Annotated in this window: 14 protein-coding genes; 5 read left to right on the top strand and 9 right to left on the bottom strand. The window is 69.7% G+C overall.

Translation table 11 applies throughout. The features are described from left to right. The 9 genes from KGA66_RS23075 to KGA66_RS23035 form a co-directional block, all read right to left on the bottom strand. Positions 1 to 5526 (bottom strand): helicase-like domain-containing protein (locus KGA66_RS23075; protein ID WP_211470537.1); only part of this gene is annotated, 5526 nt, incomplete at its 3' end. 53 nt (positions 5527 to 5579) lie between these two features. Next, positions 5580 to 6032 carry a DUF6292 family protein gene (locus tag KGA66_RS23070; protein WP_211470535.1) on the bottom strand — a complete coding sequence of 151 codons (453 nt, stop codon included), beginning with the start codon at positions 6030 to 6032 and terminating at the stop codon, positions 5580 to 5582. A 34-nt stretch (positions 6033 to 6066) separates the two neighbouring features. Next, complete coding sequence (locus tag KGA66_RS23065; protein WP_211470533.1) at positions 6067 to 6924, bottom strand: hypothetical protein; 858 nt, start codon at positions 6922 to 6924, stop codon at positions 6067 to 6069. Further along, positions 6921 to 8765 (bottom strand): type IV secretory system conjugative DNA transfer family protein, encoded by a 1845-nt coding sequence (locus KGA66_RS23060; protein ID WP_211470531.1) that lies wholly within the window; start codon positions 8763 to 8765, stop codon positions 6921 to 6923. The genes KGA66_RS23065 and KGA66_RS23060 overlap by 4 nt, the downstream gene beginning before the upstream one ends. An 18-nt stretch (positions 8766 to 8783) precedes the next feature. Further along, a complete protein-coding gene (locus KGA66_RS23055) occupies positions 8784 to 10301 on the bottom strand; it encodes a putative type IV secretion/conjugal transfer ATPase (RefSeq protein WP_211470529.1) in 1518 nt (505 codons plus the stop codon). 6 nt (positions 10302 to 10307) lie between these two features. Beyond that, complete coding sequence (locus tag KGA66_RS23050; RefSeq protein ID WP_211470527.1) at positions 10308 to 11837, bottom strand: SCO6880 family protein; 1530 nt, start codon at positions 11835 to 11837, stop codon at positions 10308 to 10310. A 5-nt stretch (positions 11838 to 11842) separates the two neighbouring features. Next, on the bottom strand, positions 11843 to 13264 hold the full coding sequence (locus KGA66_RS23045) for a hypothetical protein (RefSeq protein ID WP_211470525.1): 1422 nt from the start codon (positions 13262 to 13264) through the stop codon (positions 11843 to 11845). Further along, a complete protein-coding gene (locus tag KGA66_RS23040) occupies positions 13261 to 13980 on the bottom strand; it encodes a DUF8175 domain-containg protein (RefSeq protein ID WP_211470523.1) in 720 nt (239 codons plus the stop codon). The genes KGA66_RS23045 and KGA66_RS23040 overlap by 4 nt, the downstream gene beginning before the upstream one ends. Before the next feature lie 44 nt (positions 13981 to 14024). Then, positions 14025 to 14339: a DUF8827 family protein gene (locus KGA66_RS23035; protein ID WP_211470521.1), complete on the bottom strand. Its 315-nt coding sequence runs from the start codon at positions 14337 to 14339 to the stop codon at positions 14025 to 14027. Between the two features lie 241 nt (positions 14340 to 14580). On the opposite strand from KGA66_RS23035, the gene KGA66_RS23030 reads away from it, so the two are divergent. The 5 genes from KGA66_RS23030 to KGA66_RS31825 all read left to right on the top strand — a co-directional run bounded on the left by KGA66_RS23030 (position 14581) and on the right by KGA66_RS31825 (position 19170). After that, positions 14581 to 15111 (top strand): helix-turn-helix domain-containing protein, encoded by a 531-nt coding sequence (locus KGA66_RS23030; RefSeq protein WP_211470518.1) that lies wholly within the window; start codon positions 14581 to 14583, stop codon positions 15109 to 15111. A gap of 64 nt (positions 15112 to 15175) precedes the next feature. Continuing rightward, positions 15176 to 15700 (top strand): hypothetical protein, encoded by a 525-nt coding sequence (locus tag KGA66_RS23025; protein ID WP_211470516.1) that lies wholly within the window; start codon positions 15176 to 15178, stop codon positions 15698 to 15700. Between the two features lie 26 nt (positions 15701 to 15726). Then, the gene (locus tag KGA66_RS23020) at positions 15727 to 16944 is read left to right on the top strand and encodes an MAB_1171c family putative transporter (protein ID WP_211470514.1); all 1218 of its coding nucleotides are present in this window, start codon (positions 15727 to 15729) and stop codon (positions 16942 to 16944) included. Continuing rightward, entirely contained in the window at positions 16941 to 18164 is a 1224-nt protein-coding gene (locus KGA66_RS23015) for a cytochrome P450 family protein (protein ID WP_211470512.1), read from the top strand. The genes KGA66_RS23020 and KGA66_RS23015 overlap by 4 nt, the downstream gene beginning before the upstream one ends. Before the next feature lie 10 nt (positions 18165 to 18174). After that, on the top strand, positions 18175 to 19170 hold the full coding sequence (locus tag KGA66_RS31825; RefSeq protein WP_211470510.1) for a C40 family peptidase: 996 nt from the start codon (positions 18175 to 18177) through the stop codon (positions 19168 to 19170). Positions 19171 to 19305: the final 135 nt, after the last annotated feature.

The raw sequence follows: 19305 nt of genomic DNA, 5'->3' as shown, positions 1-19305 counted from the left end.
CAACACGTGGGTGTCGAACGGATCTGTGTCGAGCGGTGCGGACATCGGCGGGTGCCAGTTTTGCCTGACCCAGCTGGTCCGGTGCGCGGTGGCGGGGAGCTTGGGTTCGGTGGGCTGCGCCTGGGGGATTGGCTTGGAGGCAGCGTCCTGCACCGGGCCGGGTGTGGGTTCGACCGCAGTGAGCGGGATATCGGGGTCGTGGCCGACAAGGTGCGTGTCACCGCCTTCGGTCTCTGTTGAGCCTGGGGCTTCCTCCTGCGGGCTGGGCGGCGGGTCGAGGGCCAGGGCGCCGACCTCCTGTGCCTCGGCCTCTGCCAGTTCGCCGACCTCGGTTTCGTCAACCTCTTCCGTAGCAGTCATGCTCGGGGGCTGGGCCGGTGGCAGCAGCGGATTCACCTGGGCACCGTGGTCGTGCTCCGTGCTGCTGGCCGAGAGGTCAGGGCTCGGGTTCGGCTCGGCCGTACTCGCGACGGGCTGAGCCTCGGCCGCTATGGTCCCCTCGTCCAGGACTTCGACCTCGATCACGTTCGCGACCGCTGTCACGGGTTCGGCGATCAGACTGGAGTGGTGAACCGGGATCGGCGTAGACGCTGCGGCGGCGTTCGTTTCCGCTCGCTGGAGCATGGTGGACATCGCCGCGTACAGGCGGCGCAGCAGCGCATCTCGGTCATTCCCGGAAGCGTCCGCCGTGCCCGCCGCCGTGCGGGCCGCCCGGTTGCGGCGCGCTTGCTCATCCTTCTGCGCCTGCTCCCGGATGGCTGCATCGAGCACGACCCGGCGAGCGCGCACTTCGTCGAGGGCGGCTTGTTCGGCGAACGGCTGGCCGATTGCTGCTTCGTTCTCGCGGATGCGCTGCCCAAGAGTCTGGATATTGGCACGAGTCTCGGCTGCCGTCTGGCCGGCGTTGGCGATGGTGGTGGCGATCGCGTCGCGGATGCGCCAGTGCTGGCCTTTCGCCGCCCAGGCGAGATTCAGCGGTACGTCGATGCGGTGCCGGTTCTCGCCGACGATGATGCGGGCGGAAAGACCACCGTCGTGCCGGTTCTTGGTGTAGGCGAAATCGATGCCCAGGCCGCCGCGCCAGTGCAATTCGCCGTCGCAGTACCCCTTGGCGATGGTGGACTCGGCCAGCGCGCTGAGGACGGCGGGCACGTCGTCCACGGGCAGCGGCCGCAGGTGGGTGTCGAGCCAGGGCGAGTCGTCGGGCGTCGCGGCGCACTGCGCGATGGCTTCGAGCGCTTCGGCGGTGGTCGCCGCCGCGGCTGCCTGCATGGTGAAGGTGTGGACATCTGCGCGCAGGCGGCGCTGGTTGCGCTGGTGGCTGGCGGCGAGGCTGGCCAGGCTCTTGGCCTTCACGTTCAGCTCGCCCAGTTCGGCGAGCATCGGGTTGCCGGTGGCCACGGCCTTGATCTGGCCGTAGTCAAGGGCGACGTCGCCGATGTCTTCGACGGTTCGGGCGGTGACTTGGCCTGCGAGGATGGGGCGCAGGGCCTTTTCCTTGCGTTCAAGGGTTTGCCACATGAAGGCGTCGAAGGAGTCCTTGGTGACATAGCGGTAAAGGTCCACGCTCGGGTTGAGGTTCTTCGGCCGCCAGACGCGGCCCTCGCGCTGCTCGACCTGGTCAGGGCGCCAGGGTGCGTCGACGTGGTGCAGCGCGATGGCGCGGCGTTGGATGTTGACGCCGACGCCGAGCTTGTCGGTGGAGCCGAGCAGCACGCTGACGTCACCCTTGTTGCACTGGTCGAACAGGACCATGCGCTGGGCGTCGGTGGTGACGTCGTGGATGAAGCGGATGCCGGTGGCGGGGACTCCGGCGGCGATCAGCTGCTGGCGGATGAGGCCGTAGACCTGGTTTCCCTTGTCCTTGTTGGGGGTGCCCAGGTCGCAGAAGACGAGCTGGAGCCTGCCGCGAACGGTGGGGTCGTCGCCGGGCAGCTGAAGATTCTTGGTCTCGTGGTAGATGCGAGCGACGCTCGCTGCGACGGCGCCGACCTTGCCGGGGCCTTCCGGTTCGAGGCCGACGAGGGATTCGTGCAGGGCGACCTTGCGCCCGTCCGAGCAGATTTTGAGCATGTTGTCTTCGCTGGGCAGCACGCCTCCGGCGCGGATGTCGTCGGCGCGCTCGGCCAGCTCGTGCACGAAGTCGCGCACGGTGTCGGAGGAGTCGACGACCATCAGGTGTCGGCGGGCGTCGGGCCGCACGACGGGAAAGGCTTCAGGTGCGCGCAGCTCGGCGAACTCGGCGACCGTGTGCATGAGCTCGGGGATGTTGATGATCTCCACCGGGCGGCGGTTGAGCCGGAATCCGCCGTCCGGGGTGATCTCCACGCCGTTGGCGAAGCGCACGAACAAGGCGGCCCAGGCGTCCGCAGAGGTTAGGCCGAGTTCCTCCAGCCGCTGTGGCTGGAGGTAGTGCTGCAGGATGAACAGTTCCAGCAGGGTGTTGGACACCGGGGTGCCGGTGAAGCCGGTGACCACGGCCTGGCCCGGGTGCCGGGTGCGCAGCTGGCTCAGTTTCATGTCCAGGTCTTGGGCGCGTTTGGAGCCGTTGATGGCGAAGCCGTCGGTGTGCACCGGCACGCCGAGGTTCTTGAAGTAGTGCATCTCGTCGACCAGCAAGTAGTCGGTGCCCAGGAGCTCGAAGAACACCCCGTCGTCGGTGGCGCTGTTCAGCAGATCCTTGGCCTTGGCGTCGAGGTTGTCGACCATCTTGGCGATCTGCTTGATCTTGCGCGGTTCAGCGCCGTCGGCCTTGGCTTCGATTAGAGCGCTGCGGTAATCCGCCGCCAGAGCAGCGAGGTAATCCGCCTCGACGGTGGGGTGCACTGGCAGGGAGGTGAACGAGGGGTGGGACATGACCACCGCGTCCCAGTCCTCCATCGCGCAGCGGGCGGCGAACAGCTTGCGAGCACGGGCGCTGCCGAGGTCTTCCCTGCCGGCCATCAGGATGCGGGCGTTGGGGAACAGGCGCTTGCCGTCGCGGGCGATCTGCTCCAGCGTGGAGGGCACCACGATGATCAGCGGCTTGGACGCCAGACCGAGAGCCTTGAGTTTCATGGCGGCCATGAACATGGTCGCGGTCTTTCCGGTGCCCACCGGATACGGGCACAGCGCGTCGTCGCCGGAGATCATCCGGGCGACCATGTCGCGCTGGTGTGGATAAGGCTCGAATTCCGAATCCAGGCCGGGGAAGGTCAGGTGCGAGCCGTCGTACTTGCGAGGCACGATGGCGTTGAAGGTCTGGTTGTAGGAGTACGTGAGGCGGTCGGCGCGCTCGGGATCTTCGCGCCACCAGTTGGCGAAGCGGGCGGCGATGGCGTCGAGACGGTCGTTCGCTGCGATCGTCTCGTCCTGGTTGCGCATCCGCTTGCCGTCGTCGACGACGTCGTAGACGACCGGCGCCTTGCCGTTCAGACCGTATTCGAGCAGCTGATAGGCGTTCAGCCGGATGGTGCCCCACTCGGTGGTGGCCGGCGCGGACTCCTGCGCGCGCAGGCCGGCGGTCACGCTCCAGGTGTTGGTGCGCGGCTCATGCCACACGTTGACGGGGAAACCGAGCAGTTCCCGCGCGAAATCCTGCACGTCACTGGAGGGAATCCAGGGAGCGCCGAGGTTGGCCTCGATCTGCTCGGGCTCCAAGCCCGCCGGGAGGACGGCCTCCAGGGCCGGGACGTTGCGGCCGAAGCGCTCGGCGTCAAGCGCCGCCGCGGCCTTCGCACGGGCGAGTTTCTGCCGCACGTTGCCGGTCAGGTACTCATCGGCTGGCACCCACGCGTCGGTGGCGGGGTCGATGAACGCGACCTCGGCCAGGTGCCTCTGCGCCTGCGCCTTGTCCACGTCCAGCAGCTCGACCACGCGGTCGAGCTCGAAGCGGCCGAGCTCGTCGCGGCACAGCGCGATGGCCTCGGCCGGGGAGTCGGCGTGGGTGGCGCGCTCGCGCGGACGGTTGACGCGGCGGGTGAGTACCGCGGCCTTGGTCGCGGTACGGGTATCGTCGTCAAAGTCCTCCAGCGCGAGAACGGTGACGAAGTCCGGGTCGCGGCGAAACCCGCCCATCGCCGGGCGGCGGCGCGAGGAGGTGACCGCGCTGTCATCATCCGGCTTGCCCTCCACAACCGTGTACCGGTTGAGATAGCCGTGCGCTTTGACGTAGGCGTCGTAGAGCCGGGCGGCTTCGGCACGCAACGGGGCCAACTCCTCGTCGGGCCGGGAGTGGTCCGACTCGGCGTCCAGAAGGGTGAGAACCGCATCGCGCAAGGCGACGAGCTTCGGCAGTTCCTTGCCGGGCCGCTCGACCTTGACCAGGGCGCCTTCGACGACTTCGTGCACCACGCCGTCGACCAGGTGGAAACTGCCCTCCTTCTTGCCGTCGGCGCGCAGCGCGAACGGCGCGGTCTCGGCGGTGATCGGCGACGCCCCGCCATCCACCGCCCACCCGCGCCCGGCGTCGATGGCTTGGCGCACGATCTCGCGCCCGGCCGCAGCCATTGCGATCTCGACCGGGGGGTCGTCGGGGCGTGCGTCGACCCGCAAGGTCCGGCCCCAACGCGGCGCGCGGTCCTCGGTCAACTCACCCAGGACCATCCGCGGGTTGGCCAGGAAGTAGGTGTTGACCGGCTGTCCGCCGACCGATGGCCCGGTGGTGATCCACTGGTGCCGGTCCGGGTGGAACTCCTCGTCGGCGCGGCGGCGGCGCAGCACCAGGACATCGACGAGCGGTTCGGTGCCGCCGGAGGTCAGGGCGTCGTTGGGCAGGCGTATCGCGCCGAGCAGTTCGGCCTCGCGGGATATCAGCATCCGAGCGGCCTGTGTGGTCTCCCCGGCAGCGTCCATTGTGTAGCGCGAGGTGACCAGGACGGCGATGCCGCCGGGACGCAGTACTTTGACCGAGCGGTAGATGAAGTAGTTGTGTAGGTTCGCGGTCAGCTCGCGCGGCGTGGTCGGGTCGTAGACCTTGGTGTCGCCGAACGGGACGTTGCCCAGCACCGCGTCCATCCCGTAGGAGGGCAGGGCTGTTTCTTCCAGCCGCCGGTTGTGGATGGTGGCGCCCGGGTGCAGCAGGCCGGCGATGGCGGCCGTGGTGGGGTCGCGCTCGACCCCGATCCACGTCGCGGGTATCTGCTCGGGTGTGCCGGCCATGAAGGCTCCGGCTCCGCAGCCCGGTTCGAGGATCCGCCCGCCGGTGAAACCCAGATCCGTCAGGATCTGCCAGCTCGCCGCAGTGATCTGCGGCGTGGTGTAGAAGGCGTTGTAGGTCGCCTGGATGCCGTGGTCGTAATGCTCCTCGGGCAGCAGGAACGCGATGCGCTCGCCGATCTCCTTCCAACTGCCGGTGCGGGATCCCTCCAGGGCCGGGGCGAGCGGTCCCCAGCCGGACCAGCCGCGCAGCGCCGCCAGGTCGTCAGGCGACGGCGGGGTGTGCGGAGCCTGGCGCAGCCGTTGCAGGGTTTCCAGAGCGGCCAGGCTGGCGCGTGCGCGGCGGATCGGACCGATATTCGCGGTCTCGGCGGCGGGGACTTCGGCCATAGTGCGGCCTCCAGGTGGTGCGGCCCGGCGGTGCCGGGGTTGTGCGGGCGGCTTTAGAGCGCGTAGGCGGCCAGAGCGGCTTCGAACACGGGGTCGTGTTTCTGGTGCGTGCGGTACGGGCCGTCTTCTCTGCTGCCGCAGACCCCGGGCATGGTCAGCAGCAGGGCCAACCAGGTGCAGACCTTCTCCGGCGGGGGCAAGACGGCGAAGCCGTGATGCCAGACGGTCGGCAGCAGCGCGGCGCCGGAGGGGTGCAGGGCGAGCAGGGACCAGCCTTCTTCCTCGTTCCAGCGCAGCTCGACGAACTGCGCGCTGGTGAAGGTGTGGTGCCAGGGCTCGTCGAAGTCGTCGTCGGGCGCCAGCAGCGTCATCGCCGCCGAGCGCACGCGGCCGGTGTTGAAGGTCGCGTTGCCGACGCGGATGTCGCGCAGCAGCAGTGCGACGCGCACGGTCTCGATGTACGGGCGGTGATCTGCGTTGGTGGCGGGGGTTTCAGCGGTACTCACGGGTTCTCTCCATCGAGTTGCGGCGGGTGCGGCGCTACTTGGCGGCGATGGGCTGCGGGTAGAAGGTGTGGTCGCTGGCGAGGTCCACGTCATCGGCGCGGAACCACACCGCGCCGTCGTCGTCTTCGTCGACCGCGTCCGGGTCGTGGTCCGTGCGGGAGGCGTAGGCCCACCAGGAGCCGTCGTAGTAGGTGAAGGCGGCGATGGTCTCGTGCTGCGGGTGGGCGAGGCCGGCGCGCGTGAGGGCCTGCATCTGTGCTGCGGTCAGGACGTTGAGGTGCGGCATGGTGATTGCTCCGGGGTCGGTCGCGGGATCGGTGAGGATGGAGGCGGTCGGGCGCATGATGGGGGGAATGCCGCCCAGCGGGTCGGCTTGCGCCCATGCGTCCGTCTGCTCGGCGGTCAGGTCGGTGTCGGGGTTTGTGTGGCCGGCGCGGCAGCCGCCCGCCCACCAGCCGGAGACGTGGCCGAGGAAGGCGATCAGGGCTTGGTGCCAGTAGACGGCGGACTGCCCGGTGCCCTCGGGTCCGTAGGCTTCGCTGCGCCAGGCGCGCAGCGCCCACAGTTCCTCGATCAGCTCGGGGTGCTGCGGCCAACACGCCGGGAGGCGGTCTTCCAGGACCAGGCGGTAGCGGCCGATGAGCCAGGTGGTCCAGGCGCGCAGCTGCTCCCAGGCGAGCACGTACTGCGGCTCGCTCATCGCGTGCCATTCGATCAACGGGGCGGCAGGGTCCGGGGAAATGGACTGGTCCTGCTCGGATGCCGTCGCTTGCGACGTGCTGCGCGGGCGGCGGGTCAGGCGGCTGGCGGCCTGGCGGGGCCGTGCACGCACCCGCCCGGCGCTCGGCCCGACGGTCGGGGGCGCGGCGTGACGGTCATCGAAGCTGTTCACGAGACCAGCTCCTTCGCGTCCGTGGCGCAGGTGTCCTGCGCGAACTCGGCGAGGATGGCGCGCGCGTCGCTCTCGGCCTTGGCGTACTTGGCGGCGTCGGGGCCTTCGTAGTGGCGGGTCATGCGGATCTTCACGGCCGGGGTGGTCGCGTGGATTACCAGCGCCTCGCGCTTGGCAGAGCTCAGGGTGCGGATGTCTTCGGCGGTCATGGTCTTGTGTTGCTGGATGGAGCTGCCGGTGGTGACCGACCCGTCGTCCGAGCGCTGGTAGGTGGTCATGTGCCGGTCGTATTCGCCGACCAACGTCTCTGACAAGTCGCGCAGTTCGGTGCCGGACAGTCCGCCCAGGACGAGCTTGACGGTGGCAGCGCCCCACAGCATCGCCGCCTGCTCCGCGCCCCAGCGTGCCTCCGCTTGGGCGCGCGATTGGAGGACGGCGGCGATGAAGATGCCCGATCCGCCCGCGAACGACATCAACGCCGGGAGACTGGGCAGTGGGACGACGTTGGCGATCTCGTCGAGGAACAGGCCCAGCGGCGGGTCGAGCCGCCCGCCGGGCATGGCGTCGGCCAGGCGCTTGGCGGTCTCGATCAGTTCGTCGACGAACGCGGCGATCAGCGGGGCGAGCGCAGTGGCCTGCTTCTCGGCGACCAGCAGGTAGACGGTGCCCTTCGCGCGCAGGAACTCCTCCAGGTCGAACCCGTCGTCTTCGGTCTGCGGGCAGAAGGTGGCCTGTGCGGTCGGGGAGAGCAGCGGGGCGAGCGCGGTCTGAACCGTGGTCCACAGGCCCGACTTGGTTTCCGGCGGAGTGCGGTACAAGCCGTCGAGCAACTGCGCGCTGCCGGGCGCGGTGTCGGAATGATCGCGCAGGAGCTTGACCGGGGTGTCGTCGCGGTCGTTGAGCGACCAGGTCAGTACGTCGCGCATGGAGCGGCCGGCAAGGGCCGCGGCGTGCAGCCAGAGCGTGAGCAGGTTGGTGGCGTTGGCGCCGAAGTACCCGGCGTTGGAAGAGTCCTGTTTCTCGCTGCGCCCGACGGTGACCATCACCTCGGCGCGCTGGCGCGCCTTGTCCAGATTCCGGCAGCCCGAGGTCGGCGACCAGCGCACCACCCGGGGCCAGGACGTCATGCCGGTCGGCGCCATCACCGCCACCGGGCCAACCTCGGCGCGTAGCGTCGCGGTGGCCAGCAGCACGTCCATCCGCATTGAGGTGACCAGCGCCGAACCCGGCCACCGGTGCATCCAGGGAATGACGACCTGGGAGGACTTGCCCTGCCGGGGAGCGGCGATCACCACGACGGAATCCTCCGTGGACACCGCCAGGCGCATCTTGTCCGGAACCGAGCGGCCCAACGGCAGCCCGACGTCGGTCAGTGTGAACGGTGATTTCGCCAGGCTCGGGCGCACGACCGTGCCGCGCTTGATCACCGCGGCCTCGGCGAGGTGGACCGCGAGGTCCTTGCGGGTGGCGAAGCCGTCGTCGCGCCGCTTGAACCGCACCCACACACGCGCCCCGGCGAGAACCAGCGCCGTGCCGACGAGGAGGAGAACCGCACCCGTGCAGTAGAACGCGGCGGAACCCGGCAGGAACGTCGCAGCCTGCGGCGGCCACGCTTCGCGCGGGTCGCGTAGGTGTCCGGGCAGGCGCAGCGCGATCGAAAGGCTCTGCGATACCGGCACGCGGGGAAGCGCGCCGCGGGTGAGCAGTGCGGCGCTCTCGCCCCACAGCCAGGTGCCGATCCCGGCCGCGGTCAGCAGGGCGAGGCCGAGCATGATGACCATGTCCTTGCCGTCGTGCACCAGGTGCCGGGCGGGCGACGGCCCGTCGGAGCGTTCAGCCATCTCTATCAGCCTCCTGATTTAGGCGGACATGCGCTGGTTGGTGTAGAACCATTCGCGCTCGGACGCGGTCAGATCCAAGCGGACGGCGGCCGAATGATGTCGGCCCACCTTCCACAGGGCCTGGCCGATGTGCCCCGCGCCCCATGAGGCGATGTGCGCGCATTCCGGGCCGGTCAGACCGATCGCGTCGCGCGTCATCGCCAGCGGCGCGACATCCTGCGCCAGGCACACCCGCACGTCGCAGGACGCGATCAGGTTCGCGGCGATCGCAGCCTCCGGGCTGCCTGCGGCGCCGACGCTCTCGAAGTCCGCGAGCCGGTGTGTCGCGAGGATCTGGATGGTGCCGGTGGCGCGCGACAGACGCAGGTCGGCGTCGAGCTTGCGCACCATCGCAGGGATGCGCATGGCGCGCCACAGCTCGTCGCGCACGACCAGGCGCACGGGTCCGGCGGGGTCATCGATCGCTGATTGGCCCCAGCTGCTGACACAGGCCAGGGTCATCGCGATGGTCTCGTCCCCGCGCCCGTCCAGCCGGGAAAGGTCCATGGTCTGGATGGGGGCGGTGAAGTCCAGGGCCACGGTGGTCGGGCCGTCAAACAGGCCGGACAGCGAGCCGTGGACCATGGAGCGCAAGGCGTCGGCGACCGGGCGCACCATGTCGCGCAGCTCTTCCCTATCGCCGCCGCGCACCCGCAACTCTCGGGCCATTTCGTCGGTCGGGTCGCGCAGGGCGGCCCAGACCTGCGGCAGCGTCGGATCGACCAGGGTGCTCGCTGCGCCGGCCTGCCCGCTGGTCTCGTGGATAGCCAGCGAGATCGCGGCCTCCTCGGTCGGGGTCAGCGGGCGGCCGAGCTTGGTGGCCAGCAGCGCGCCGAGCAGGGTCAGGCGCCGCCGGTGGATCTCGGCCAAGCGCTCGTCCAGCTCAGCCGGATCTGCAGGCAGATCTTCGCCCAGGGGACCGGCATCCAGCGGGTTGAGCCGTGCGGGCAGGCCGGGTCCGAGCTGGACCGGCTGCACCCCGAGACCCTGCGCCAGTTCCTTGTACTCGTTCTTCAGGTCCCCGAGCACCAGGGTCTTGACACCGTAGGACATCAACCGCAGGGACAGGGCTTTGATGTGGGCGGACTTGCCCGCGCCGGGGATGCCGGTGATCAGCATGTTCGGGTTGGTGATCAATCCGGCGTGCAGCCAGGCGATCGGGTGGCAGGAGAACGCCGCGCCGGTCAGCAGATTCGTACCGATGTACGGGCCGACCGCCGGGATGCCGCCGCCGTACAGGAACGGGTAGAGCCCGGCCAACTGGGCTGTCGCCGCCCGGTAGACCCGAGGCGCCGCAGCCACAGCGGCCCGCCCGGCATAGGGCCGGCTGATCCCGCGTCGCGCAGCACTGCTGGCGGGGCGCCGCTCGGCGCGGCCATGGCCCTTGTCCGCCGCGAGGCCCGAGGCCGGGGCGAGAGGACGCAGTTGCGCGAGGCCCACGGCTGGGAGGCTGGTGGCCGCCGCGAGCTGGCGGCGCCGATATAGAGGTGTGCGCATCGCGGATCACCACCGCTTCGCCGGGAGGCCGAGGCCGACCGGGAGGGTCATGGCGAAGCCGGTGTCCTGGGCGCCGTACATCCGGCGCAGCTCGATGCCGACCAGCGCGGCCCCGGCCTCAGCCTGCGCGCACGCATCCGCCAGTTCGTGCGGCTCGTCCACCGTCACCGTCAGGTAGCCGGTGAAGCGGCACAGGCCCGAACCGTGCGCGTGCTCGGTGTCCTGCGCCGCTGCACGATCGAGCGCCACCTGCTCCGTGGCGGAGACGGACTGGCCGGTGCGGGCGCGCAGCCGGATACCGACCTCCCGCTTGGTGCGCTCGACCATCACCGCCTTCTGTGCCGTGCGTGGCCCGAGCGGCTCGATGAGGAACGAGAACGAACGCCGATGCGTCGCGTCCGCCAGCAGCGAGGCCAGCGCGGTCGCGTACACCGGGGACAGCGGCCAGGCGTGAACCGCGTACGAGACTGAGAACGCACCGTCGTGCCGGTAGGCCGACCACGAGGTCTCGGCCGCCGCCGGACCCGCGAGCGAGGGGTCCACGCCGGCGGGCACCGCGGGCTCCTCGCCATGGGCGATCTGTTGCTCAGCTTCAGCCCGACGGGCGTCGAGTCCCCCGGCCGCGTGCGGATCGAACCCGGTGCGAAGTACCTCGCAGAGTTCCGGAACGTCCAGCCAGTGCGTCACCGCGACGCCCGCCCCGGCCAGCAGCGGACGCAGCGCCCGCACCTGCTGCTCCAGCACCCGGCAGGCCCCTGCTTCGCCGCCACCGGCCGCGCGGATCGCCGTGGCGGTACGCCGCGCGTCGAGCGAGACGGCCAGCCACGTGCGGCGGTGGCAGGTGGCCGGCGCTGCTGCCGCGAGCAGTGCTTCGTTCGCCATGACGGAGGCGAGCGGCGCGGCGGGGTCAAGGTGGTCGGTGTGCCAGGTGCGTAGAGCGCCGACCGTCTGCGGCACAGTGCGCGAGGCGAACTGCACGCGGGCGACCGGCTGCTCCTCGGTGCACAGCGAGGCGAGCACTTCGCCCCACGCCTGCACCTTCGCCTCGGCCCGGTCGGGGTCCAGCAGTCCGAGCCCGGCCGAGTCCACCGCCGCGACGGCGGTGAAGGTGCGGGCGTATGGGTGGTGCAGGACCGCGATGTCCGCCCCGGTGCCGTCGGTGGCGGACAGGATGCGCAACGGCGCGAGCACGCCGGGCAGGTCCAGGCGCATCGGCTGCGTGCCCCGGCCCGGGGCGAAGGCGCCGGAAAGGAATGTGTTCTTGTGGCGCAGCTTGAGCAGGTTGTAGGAGAGCACGGTGATCGCCCATTCGTCGAGAGTGCGCCCAGCCACGCGCACGTAAGCGCACCCGGCGAGCATCAATGCGAACGGCCAGGCCAGCAGCGCCCCACCAAGGTGGCCGGAGGCGACAGGCTGAAGGCCCAGGAAGACGGCCACCCCGAGCAGGGCGGCGCGGCGGCCGGACAGGCCGAGCAGGAAGTGCACCTTCTCGTGCTGCCAACCGGCGTAGGTACGGGTAGGAACGAGTGGGGGCATGCCGATCACGCCTTTCCGCTGGTCGTGGTCTTGCCGGTCGAACTGGCGGGCGCGGAGTCGGCGGGTGCGCCGGGTTGGTTGTTCGCGCCGGAGGAGGCAGGGCCGCGCGGAAGCCGCACAGAGCCGTAGGAGGGGTAGCCGCCCGGATACGCTGTCGGGTTCGCGCCCTCCATGCCGGCGTGCCCGGCTTGCTGCTCCATCCGCGAGGCCACGGCGTTCACGGTTTTGTGCAGCGCCTGGAGCGCGGCGACCGCGATGCCCGCAGGCCCGGCCGCTGCGCCGCCAGCCGCCGCTGCGCCGCTGCCGCCCGCCGCACTAGCGGCCGTGCCGCCAGTTCCGCTCGCTCCGGCTGCGCCACCGCCGCCGCGAGCTGCGTTGGCTGAGAGGGCTTGGCGTTCGGAGAACTGGCCGAAGGCCGCCGGGTCGATGCCCGGTCCGCCGCCCGCGGTGCGGTTGGCCACCGCACCGACCAGCGCTCCGGCACCCATCGCCCCGCCCATCGTGACCGAGGTGAAGGTGAAGAACCGCCCGATCGCGGGCCAGGCGAACACGGCCATGAACAGCACGGCCATCCCGGAGATCAGGCCGGTGATGCCGGTGGAGTTTCCGGCCATGTCGAAGCCGATGACGAACACCAGGGCGATCACGGGCTTGACCATCGCCAGCTGCACCCCGGCCTTGACCAGCTTGCGCCACCACTCCTGGGTGGACGACCCGATCTGGCCGGCGGCCCCGATTGGTGCGGTCGCGACCAGGACGCAGAACACCGCGTTGCGCAGCACCAGCTCGAACCACAGCACCAGCACGACCACGATGCCGAGCAGCCCGAACAGCAGCAACAACACCGACGGGATCTGCGGGCCGTCCACTGCGCTCAGCGCGAGCAGGCTGGTCAAGCGCTGGGTGAACCCGGTCATGCTGGTGCCGCTGGAGGTCACGATCCAGTTGGCGAGGTAGTCGGAGGCCGCCATGATCTGCGCGGAGACCGCGAGGGTGAGCAGCGCGGCCAATGCCGCCTTCACCAGCCCGGTCAGCGCCTGGGCCAACGGTGCCCCGGAACGCGTCCACACCACCGAGCCTGCCTGGAGCACCAGCAGGAACATCGCGACGATCATGCCGAGGGTCAGGCTGATCGCGTACACGCCGTGGATGGAGGACAGATCCGGGCCGGGCATCGAGGCGAACACGCCGCCGAACCACTGCAACACCGAGGTGAAGGCGTCGGCGAACGAGTGGCAGATCGAGTCCCACGCCGAGCCGGCCACGTCCCCGATCGCACTGCCGACGGCGGACTTGGTGCCCGAGGTGATCGTGTCGACCGCCTTGCCGGGCAGGGTCACCACGTCCTTGGCGCACTGCAGCAGGTTGCCGTCCAGGCACCCGCCGCCGGTCGGGGGTGGCGCGAACCGTGCGGCCGCGGGGATCACGGCGCGCTCCCGGTCGCAGCGATCAGAGCCTGCCAGCCCTGATTCACCGCCGTCTGGGTGTCGGGGGTGGCGGCCAGCGCGGAGTAGTCCACGCCGGTGCCGATCCCTGCCAGGTGCCAGTCGCCGCCGGTCCAGTGCATCCGCACGGGGTAAACCCCGACGGTCCCGGCCGTGCCGCCGTGCGTGTTGATGAACGTGTTCGAGGTCAGCAGCAGCACGGTGGCGTTGTCCGCGCTGGTGGCGCGCAGCTGGTACATCTGCGCCGTGGTCACGAACGCCGCCGGCGCGGGCACCGGGCCGTCGGCCGGCAGTTGGAGGGCGGCGCGCAGCTTGGTCACGCTCGCAGCCAGATTGCCGGGCAGCGCGGGAACGGCCGGGTCGCCCGCCATGCGCCCGAGCGAAGCGGCGTAATCCGGGTCCAAGGTGGAAGCCACCGCGTCGAGGTACTGCGCGGCGGCGCTGACCGCGCCGACGATGGTGTGCGGATAGCCCACTTCGATGCCGTCGGCCAGACGCGCGCCCTGGACCAGGGACACTGCGCCCGTGGGACCGGGGACCGGAGAAGTGGACGGGGTGGGCGACGGGCTCACGGCAGTCGCGCCGGTGTGGCCGCGATGGGTGGCGAGCAGCGGAACCGCTACTGCCGCGATGACCAGCAGCGCACCGACGGCGATGACTGCCGGGAGAATGCGCCTGGTGCCGATAAGGTTACGCATTGTGACTCCAAGTGATGGCGAAACGCCTGTGAACGGGGGCGGGTCTAGCCCAGGCCGTAGGAGGAGGTGATCAGCGTGCCCGCCACCGCGATCACGACGGCGCCGATCACCGAGCAGATCAGGGTGACCTTCCCCCGCTCGGCCATCTCGGCCCGGCGCGACGTGTTGCCCAACGCGATCATGCCCCCGGCGGTCACCGCCGCCCCGGCGCAGCACACCAGCGCGCCCCACTTGACCCAGGACAGCAGCGTCACCAGGGCGTTCGAACCGTCCGGCGGCGCGGGCGCCGGATCGGGCACCACGCCCCCGGCGTGGACGGCCCATTGAGCGGCCACTTCGTGGATGGCGGTCGCGATCATCGTGCTCACCTGCTCCTTCAACTGATCGGCGATGTCAGGCAGGCCCGTGGCGCTAGCTGTGGTGCGGTAGCAGTTCCTGGATTTGGGCCGACTGTTCATCTGGCTAAACGGATGAATCAACCATAGGATCCCCCATACCGGACATGTCAACCGGAGTGAGCGAGGTAGACTGAGATGACGCAGAAATGTTCACCACAGCCGATAGCTCCGGTGCTGTCGGCGCCGCGGGAAGGAATGGGCGATGAGCGAGCAGCGCGCAGATGCGGGCGGCGAGCCGGCGCAGCCTGCTGGAACTGTGGAGTCGGCCGCGTCCGACGAGCAGGCGCCTCGCGACGCGAAGTCCGAGTCCAGCGTCATCGCACAGCGGTTGCGGTACCTGTTCGAGAACAAGCGCAAGCCGGACGGCAAGCGCTACTCGTATCGGGAAGTGCTCGCGGCGATCGACGCGCAGGGTGGGCCGTCGATGTCGGTCGGCTATCTCTCCCAGCTGGTCACCGGCGTACGCACGAACCCGATGATGGATGCGGTACAAGCGTTGGCGAAGTTCTTCGACGTTCCGCTGTCGTACTTCGACGCCCACGAGAACACCGCCGAGACCAACGAGCAGCTCAAGCTGGTCGCGGCTCTGCGGCACGCCGGGGTTCAGGACGTCGCGATGCGTACGGTGGGCCTGCCGCCCGAGAGTATCGACCTGGTCCTGAGCATGATCGACCGGGTGCGGCAGGTCGAGGGACTGCCGCCGGCCGAGCAGCTGCCGGAAGATCCCGAGTAACACCAAATCCTGGACCAGCCCGGCTGCACCGTTCGGTGCGCCTGCGCGGGTCGGGTGATCGACGGTGAACCGCGAGCAGGCGCGCCGTGAATGCGAGGCGCTGGTCGCGGCGCTGGAGTTGCCGGACCCCTTCGACCTGGCCGAACTGTGCGTTCGCTTCGGTCAGCAGTTCGGGCGAACCATCGTCCTGATGTCGCACGCCATGGCCATCGGCGGGTTGTGCGGCACCTGGATGAGAACCGCCAAGGCCGACTACGTCTTCTATGAAGAGGACACCTCGCGGCTGCACCAGCAGCACATCGTCTTCCACGAACTCGGCCATATCGCGCGCCGGCACGTTGCCGGCAAGGAACTGAGCACCGATCTCGCGCACCTGATGGCTCCGGGCCTCAGGGTGAGCGATGTCTTCCGCGTCCTGGGACGCGACTCGTTCGGCGACGACGACGAATTCGAAGCCGAACTGATCGCCTCGCTCATTCAACGGCGCATCAGCCTGCAAGCCGTCCGCGAGGCGCCGACAGCCATCGACCCCGCGGCCGAGGAGATCATCGCCCGCATCTCGAACTCCCTGTCGCGAGGTGAGCGATGAACACCACCCTGTATCCGCTGTGCGCGTTGTTCGCGTGGATCGTTGTGCTCGCCAGTGCCAAACGCCTGCCGTCCATGCGCAAGCAGCCGGCGCGCTTGGCGACCTGGACCATGTACCTGTTCTTCGCCCTGATCTTCACCACTGGCTGGGGCGTGGTCTGGGACAGGATCGACTCCTGGAGCGGCCTGCCCGAGTCCAACACGCTGATCACCATGTGCTGGGTTATCTGTTACAGCGCCAGCGCGCTGGTACTGCTGCAACAGTGGTCCTACGAACGGGACCGGGCGCGGCGCCTCGCCAGGCTCACGATCACCGCAGCCGTCCTCGTGCTGGCTGTCATGGTGGGCTTGTTCCTGCGCAGCGACGCCACCCACCACGGCCAGCAATCCTTCACTGCGTGGTACGGCGGATCGGTCGAGTACGAGGCATACCTGCTGACCTACCTGTTCGCGTACACGGCGGTCGAGATCGAGATCATCCGTCTGTGCCGCCGCTACGCCCGGCTGACGACCCGAAGCTGGCTGCGCACCGGTCTGGCTACCGCGAGCATCGGCGCGGCGATCGGCCTGTTCTATTCGATCACCCGCCTGGCCGACATCGCGGCCGCGCGCGCCGGACTGGACCTCTCCAACCTGGAGGACCTCGCCGAAGTCGGCGCCGGACTCGGTGCGCTTCTCGTCATGGTCGGACTGACCCTGCACTGGTGGGGGCCGCGCATCTCCACCGTGTTCCTGCGCACTCGCCGCCTGATCGCCTACGCACGGCTGCGGCCCCTGTGGGCGCGCTTCTACGCGCTGGATCCGTCCATCGCCTTCGACGATCAGCGCGGCACTTCGCGCGTGCGATTTGCCGACAGGGCTAAAGCAGCCCGGCGCGTGCTGAAAGACCCCGAGTACCACGTCGCGAGACGCGTCGTGGAGATCCGCGACGGCATCCTCACGCTGCGCCCCTACCAAGACCCCGCCGTCACACAGGGCGCCCGCGCCTACTACGGCAGCCGTGGACTGACCGGTGAAGATCTCGACGCGGGGATCGTCGCGGCCCAGATCCACGCCGCGCTCGACGTGCGCGACGCCTCACCGCGCCGCAACCAACCGCCCTCGCCAGCCAGCAGCAGCGCCCCGGCCGATCTGGACGCGGAACTGACGTGGCTGCTGAAGGTCACCACGTTCTTCACCCAGCCCCACAGCCGAAACATCCAGCCTGCCAGCGCCGATCCGACACCTACCGGAGGAACCTCATGAACCAGGTCCCGCCCTTCTCCGAACCGATCGAGATGGTTCCACACCTGGCCGGATGCCCCTACGGCGCGTACGCACGGCTGCGCGAGGACGGCGGAGTGCACCAGGCCGTCAAGCCCGGCGGCGGACAGGTATGGATCATCAGCCGCCACGCCGACGTCAAGGCACTGCTGTCCGACCCGCGCATGTCCATCGAGGCACGAAACTCCCGCAACGGCTACCAGGGCTTCGGTCTTCCCCTGGCGCTCGACGCCCACCTGATGAACGTGGACGACCAGGCACACGCGCGGCTGCGCCGCCTGGTCGCCTCGGCCTTCACCGCACGCCGCATCGACGCCCAACGCGACCGCATCCAAGCAGCCGCGGACCGGCTGATCGACGCGATCACGCCGCGCGGCCAGGCCGACCTGGTCGCCGACTACGCCGCCCCGATCCCCGTGGCTGTCATCTGCGACCTGCTCGGCATCCCCGAAGCCGACGGCGCCGCCTTCCAGACCTACACCCGATCCCTGATGACGCCGAACGACCCTAACCGGCCGTCCACCCGCGAACTGGTCACCGCAATGCACGCCTGCCTGGTCGACCTGATCGAGCGCAAGCGTGCGCAGCCGGCCGACGACCTGCTCACCGGCATGATCCATGCCCGCGACGGCGAGGACCGGCTCACCGAGAACGAACTGACGTCGCTGGCGTTCCTGATTTTGTGGGCAGGGTTCGAAACCACCGTCTACCTCATCGCCACCGGCGTCCACCTGCTGCTGACCCATCCACACGCCGCCGCCCTGGTGCGGGCACAGGACTCGCCGCACACCGAGCAGGTGACCGCCGCTATCGAGGAGATCATCCGCTTGGAGGGGCCGCTGCTCACCGCGATCCGCCGCTTCCCCGTCGACGACATCGAGGTGGCCGGACGTGTCATCCCCGCTGGCAGCACGGTGCTGCTGGCACTGGGCTCGGCTAACCGTGACCCGCAGGAGATCGACGAGCCGGACCGATTCGACCCGGCAAGGGAACCCAACGGCCACCTCGGATTTGGCCACGGGCCGCACTACTGCTTGGGAGCCTCTCTCGCCCGTATGGAGGTGCGCACCGCCCTGTGGTCACTGCTGACGCGCTTCCCCGACCTCCAGCTCACCGCCGACAAACCCCACTGGAAGCCCGACTACCGCCAGCACGCGCTCACCACGCTGCCAGTCACCTTCACCCCGCAACCGATCCGGTGAGGAGCACGCCGTGTCAACCAAGACCACCCTCGTCGCCGCGATATCCGCGCCCCTGCTCGTCATCGCGGCGATCGCGTCCCTCGCCGCGGCCATCGCAGCACCCGATGACAGCACCGTCCTGTGCGCGCCCGCCCCCGGCGGCAGCCGAGTCGCGGGTCTGAGCGCGCTGGGCACCCAGCAGCTCGCCAATGCGCGCATCATCGCGCAGGTCGGCATGGACATGGGCGTACCGATGCCCGGCGAGACCATCGCCCTCGCAACCGCGCTGCAGGAGTCCGGTCTGCAGAACCTGACCTACGGCGACCGCGACAGCCTCGGGCTCTTCCAGCAGCGCCCCTCTCAGGGCTGGGGCACCCCCGCGCAGATCCTCGACCCGGTCTACGCCTCCGGGCACTTCTACCGCCACCTGCTCATGGTCCCCGGCTGGCGCTCGATGCCCACCACCCAGGCGGCGCAGGCCGTGCAGCGCAGCGCGTACCCAGAGGCCTACGCCAAGTGGGAGCGCGAGGCCCGGGCGCTCGCCGCCGCGATGACCGGCTCCGCTGTCTGCACCGCCGGCGACTCGGGCGACAACACCGCCGAGGGCGCGGCGGTCGACGCCGCGCATTACCGCATCCCGTCCGGCACCCCCGCCCCGATCGCCGCCGTAATCACCTTCGCCCTCGCACAGCTGGGCAGGCCCTACGCCTACGGCGCCACCGGCCCGAACGCCTACGACTGCTCCGGCCTGATGGTGGCTGCCTACGCCCGCATCGGCGTGCACCTGCCCCGCGCCACATACCAGCAGGTCAACGCAGGCACACCGGTCTACAGCCTCGCGCAGCTGAAGCCCGGCGACCTGCTGTTCATCCCTGGCACCGACGGCACACCCCAGGCACCCGGCCACGTCGGCATGTACCTCGGCAACGGCACCCTGATCCACGCACCCCAAACCGGCCAGACCGTCCGGCTCAGCCCCCTGAGCCAATGGGCAGGCTCCCTCGTCGCGATCCGGCGAGTCCTCTAATCAGCGCCCGTTGTAGGTTCTCATTAGATCTTTCGGTTTCTCGCGGGATTTTCGTCACCGTGTCGTCTGCGAAAGATCGCTGAGAATCGAGGCCCAGGCTCGGATTCCATGTTGGCGGCTGGCGTTGTGAGCGAT

It is taken from the genome of Actinocrinis puniceicyclus, from assembly GCF_018283645.1.
In the GTDB taxonomy this organism is placed as follows: Bacteria; Actinomycetota; Actinomycetes; order Streptomycetales; family Catenulisporaceae; genus Actinocrinis; species Actinocrinis puniceicyclus.
Note: the sequence above shows the minus strand (reverse complement) of the source record. Positions and strands in the feature narration are given on the sequence as shown.

Coding starts and splice junctions, on each gene's coding strand:
- KGA66_RS23030 (WP_211470518.1), top strand. CDS start 14,581: ATGAGCGAGCAGCGCGCAGATGCGGGCGGCGAGCCGGCGCAGCCTGCT.
- KGA66_RS23055 (WP_211470529.1), bottom strand. CDS start 10,301: ATGCGCACACCTCTATATCGGCGCCGCCAGCTCGCGGCGGCCACCAGC.
- KGA66_RS23060 (WP_211470531.1), bottom strand. CDS start 8,765: ATGGCTGAACGCTCCGACGGGCCGTCGCCCGCCCGGCACCTGGTGCAC.
- KGA66_RS23035 (WP_211470521.1), bottom strand. CDS start 14,339: ATGATCGCGACCGCCATCCACGAAGTGGCCGCTCAATGGGCCGTCCAC.
- KGA66_RS23040 (WP_211470523.1), bottom strand. CDS start 13,980: ATGCGTAACCTTATCGGCACCAGGCGCATTCTCCCGGCAGTCATCGCC.
- KGA66_RS23050 (WP_211470527.1), bottom strand. CDS start 11,837: ATGCCCCCACTCGTTCCTACCCGTACCTACGCCGGTTGGCAGCACGAG.
- KGA66_RS23015 (WP_211470512.1), top strand. CDS start 16,941: ATGAACCAGGTCCCGCCCTTCTCCGAACCGATCGAGATGGTTCCACAC.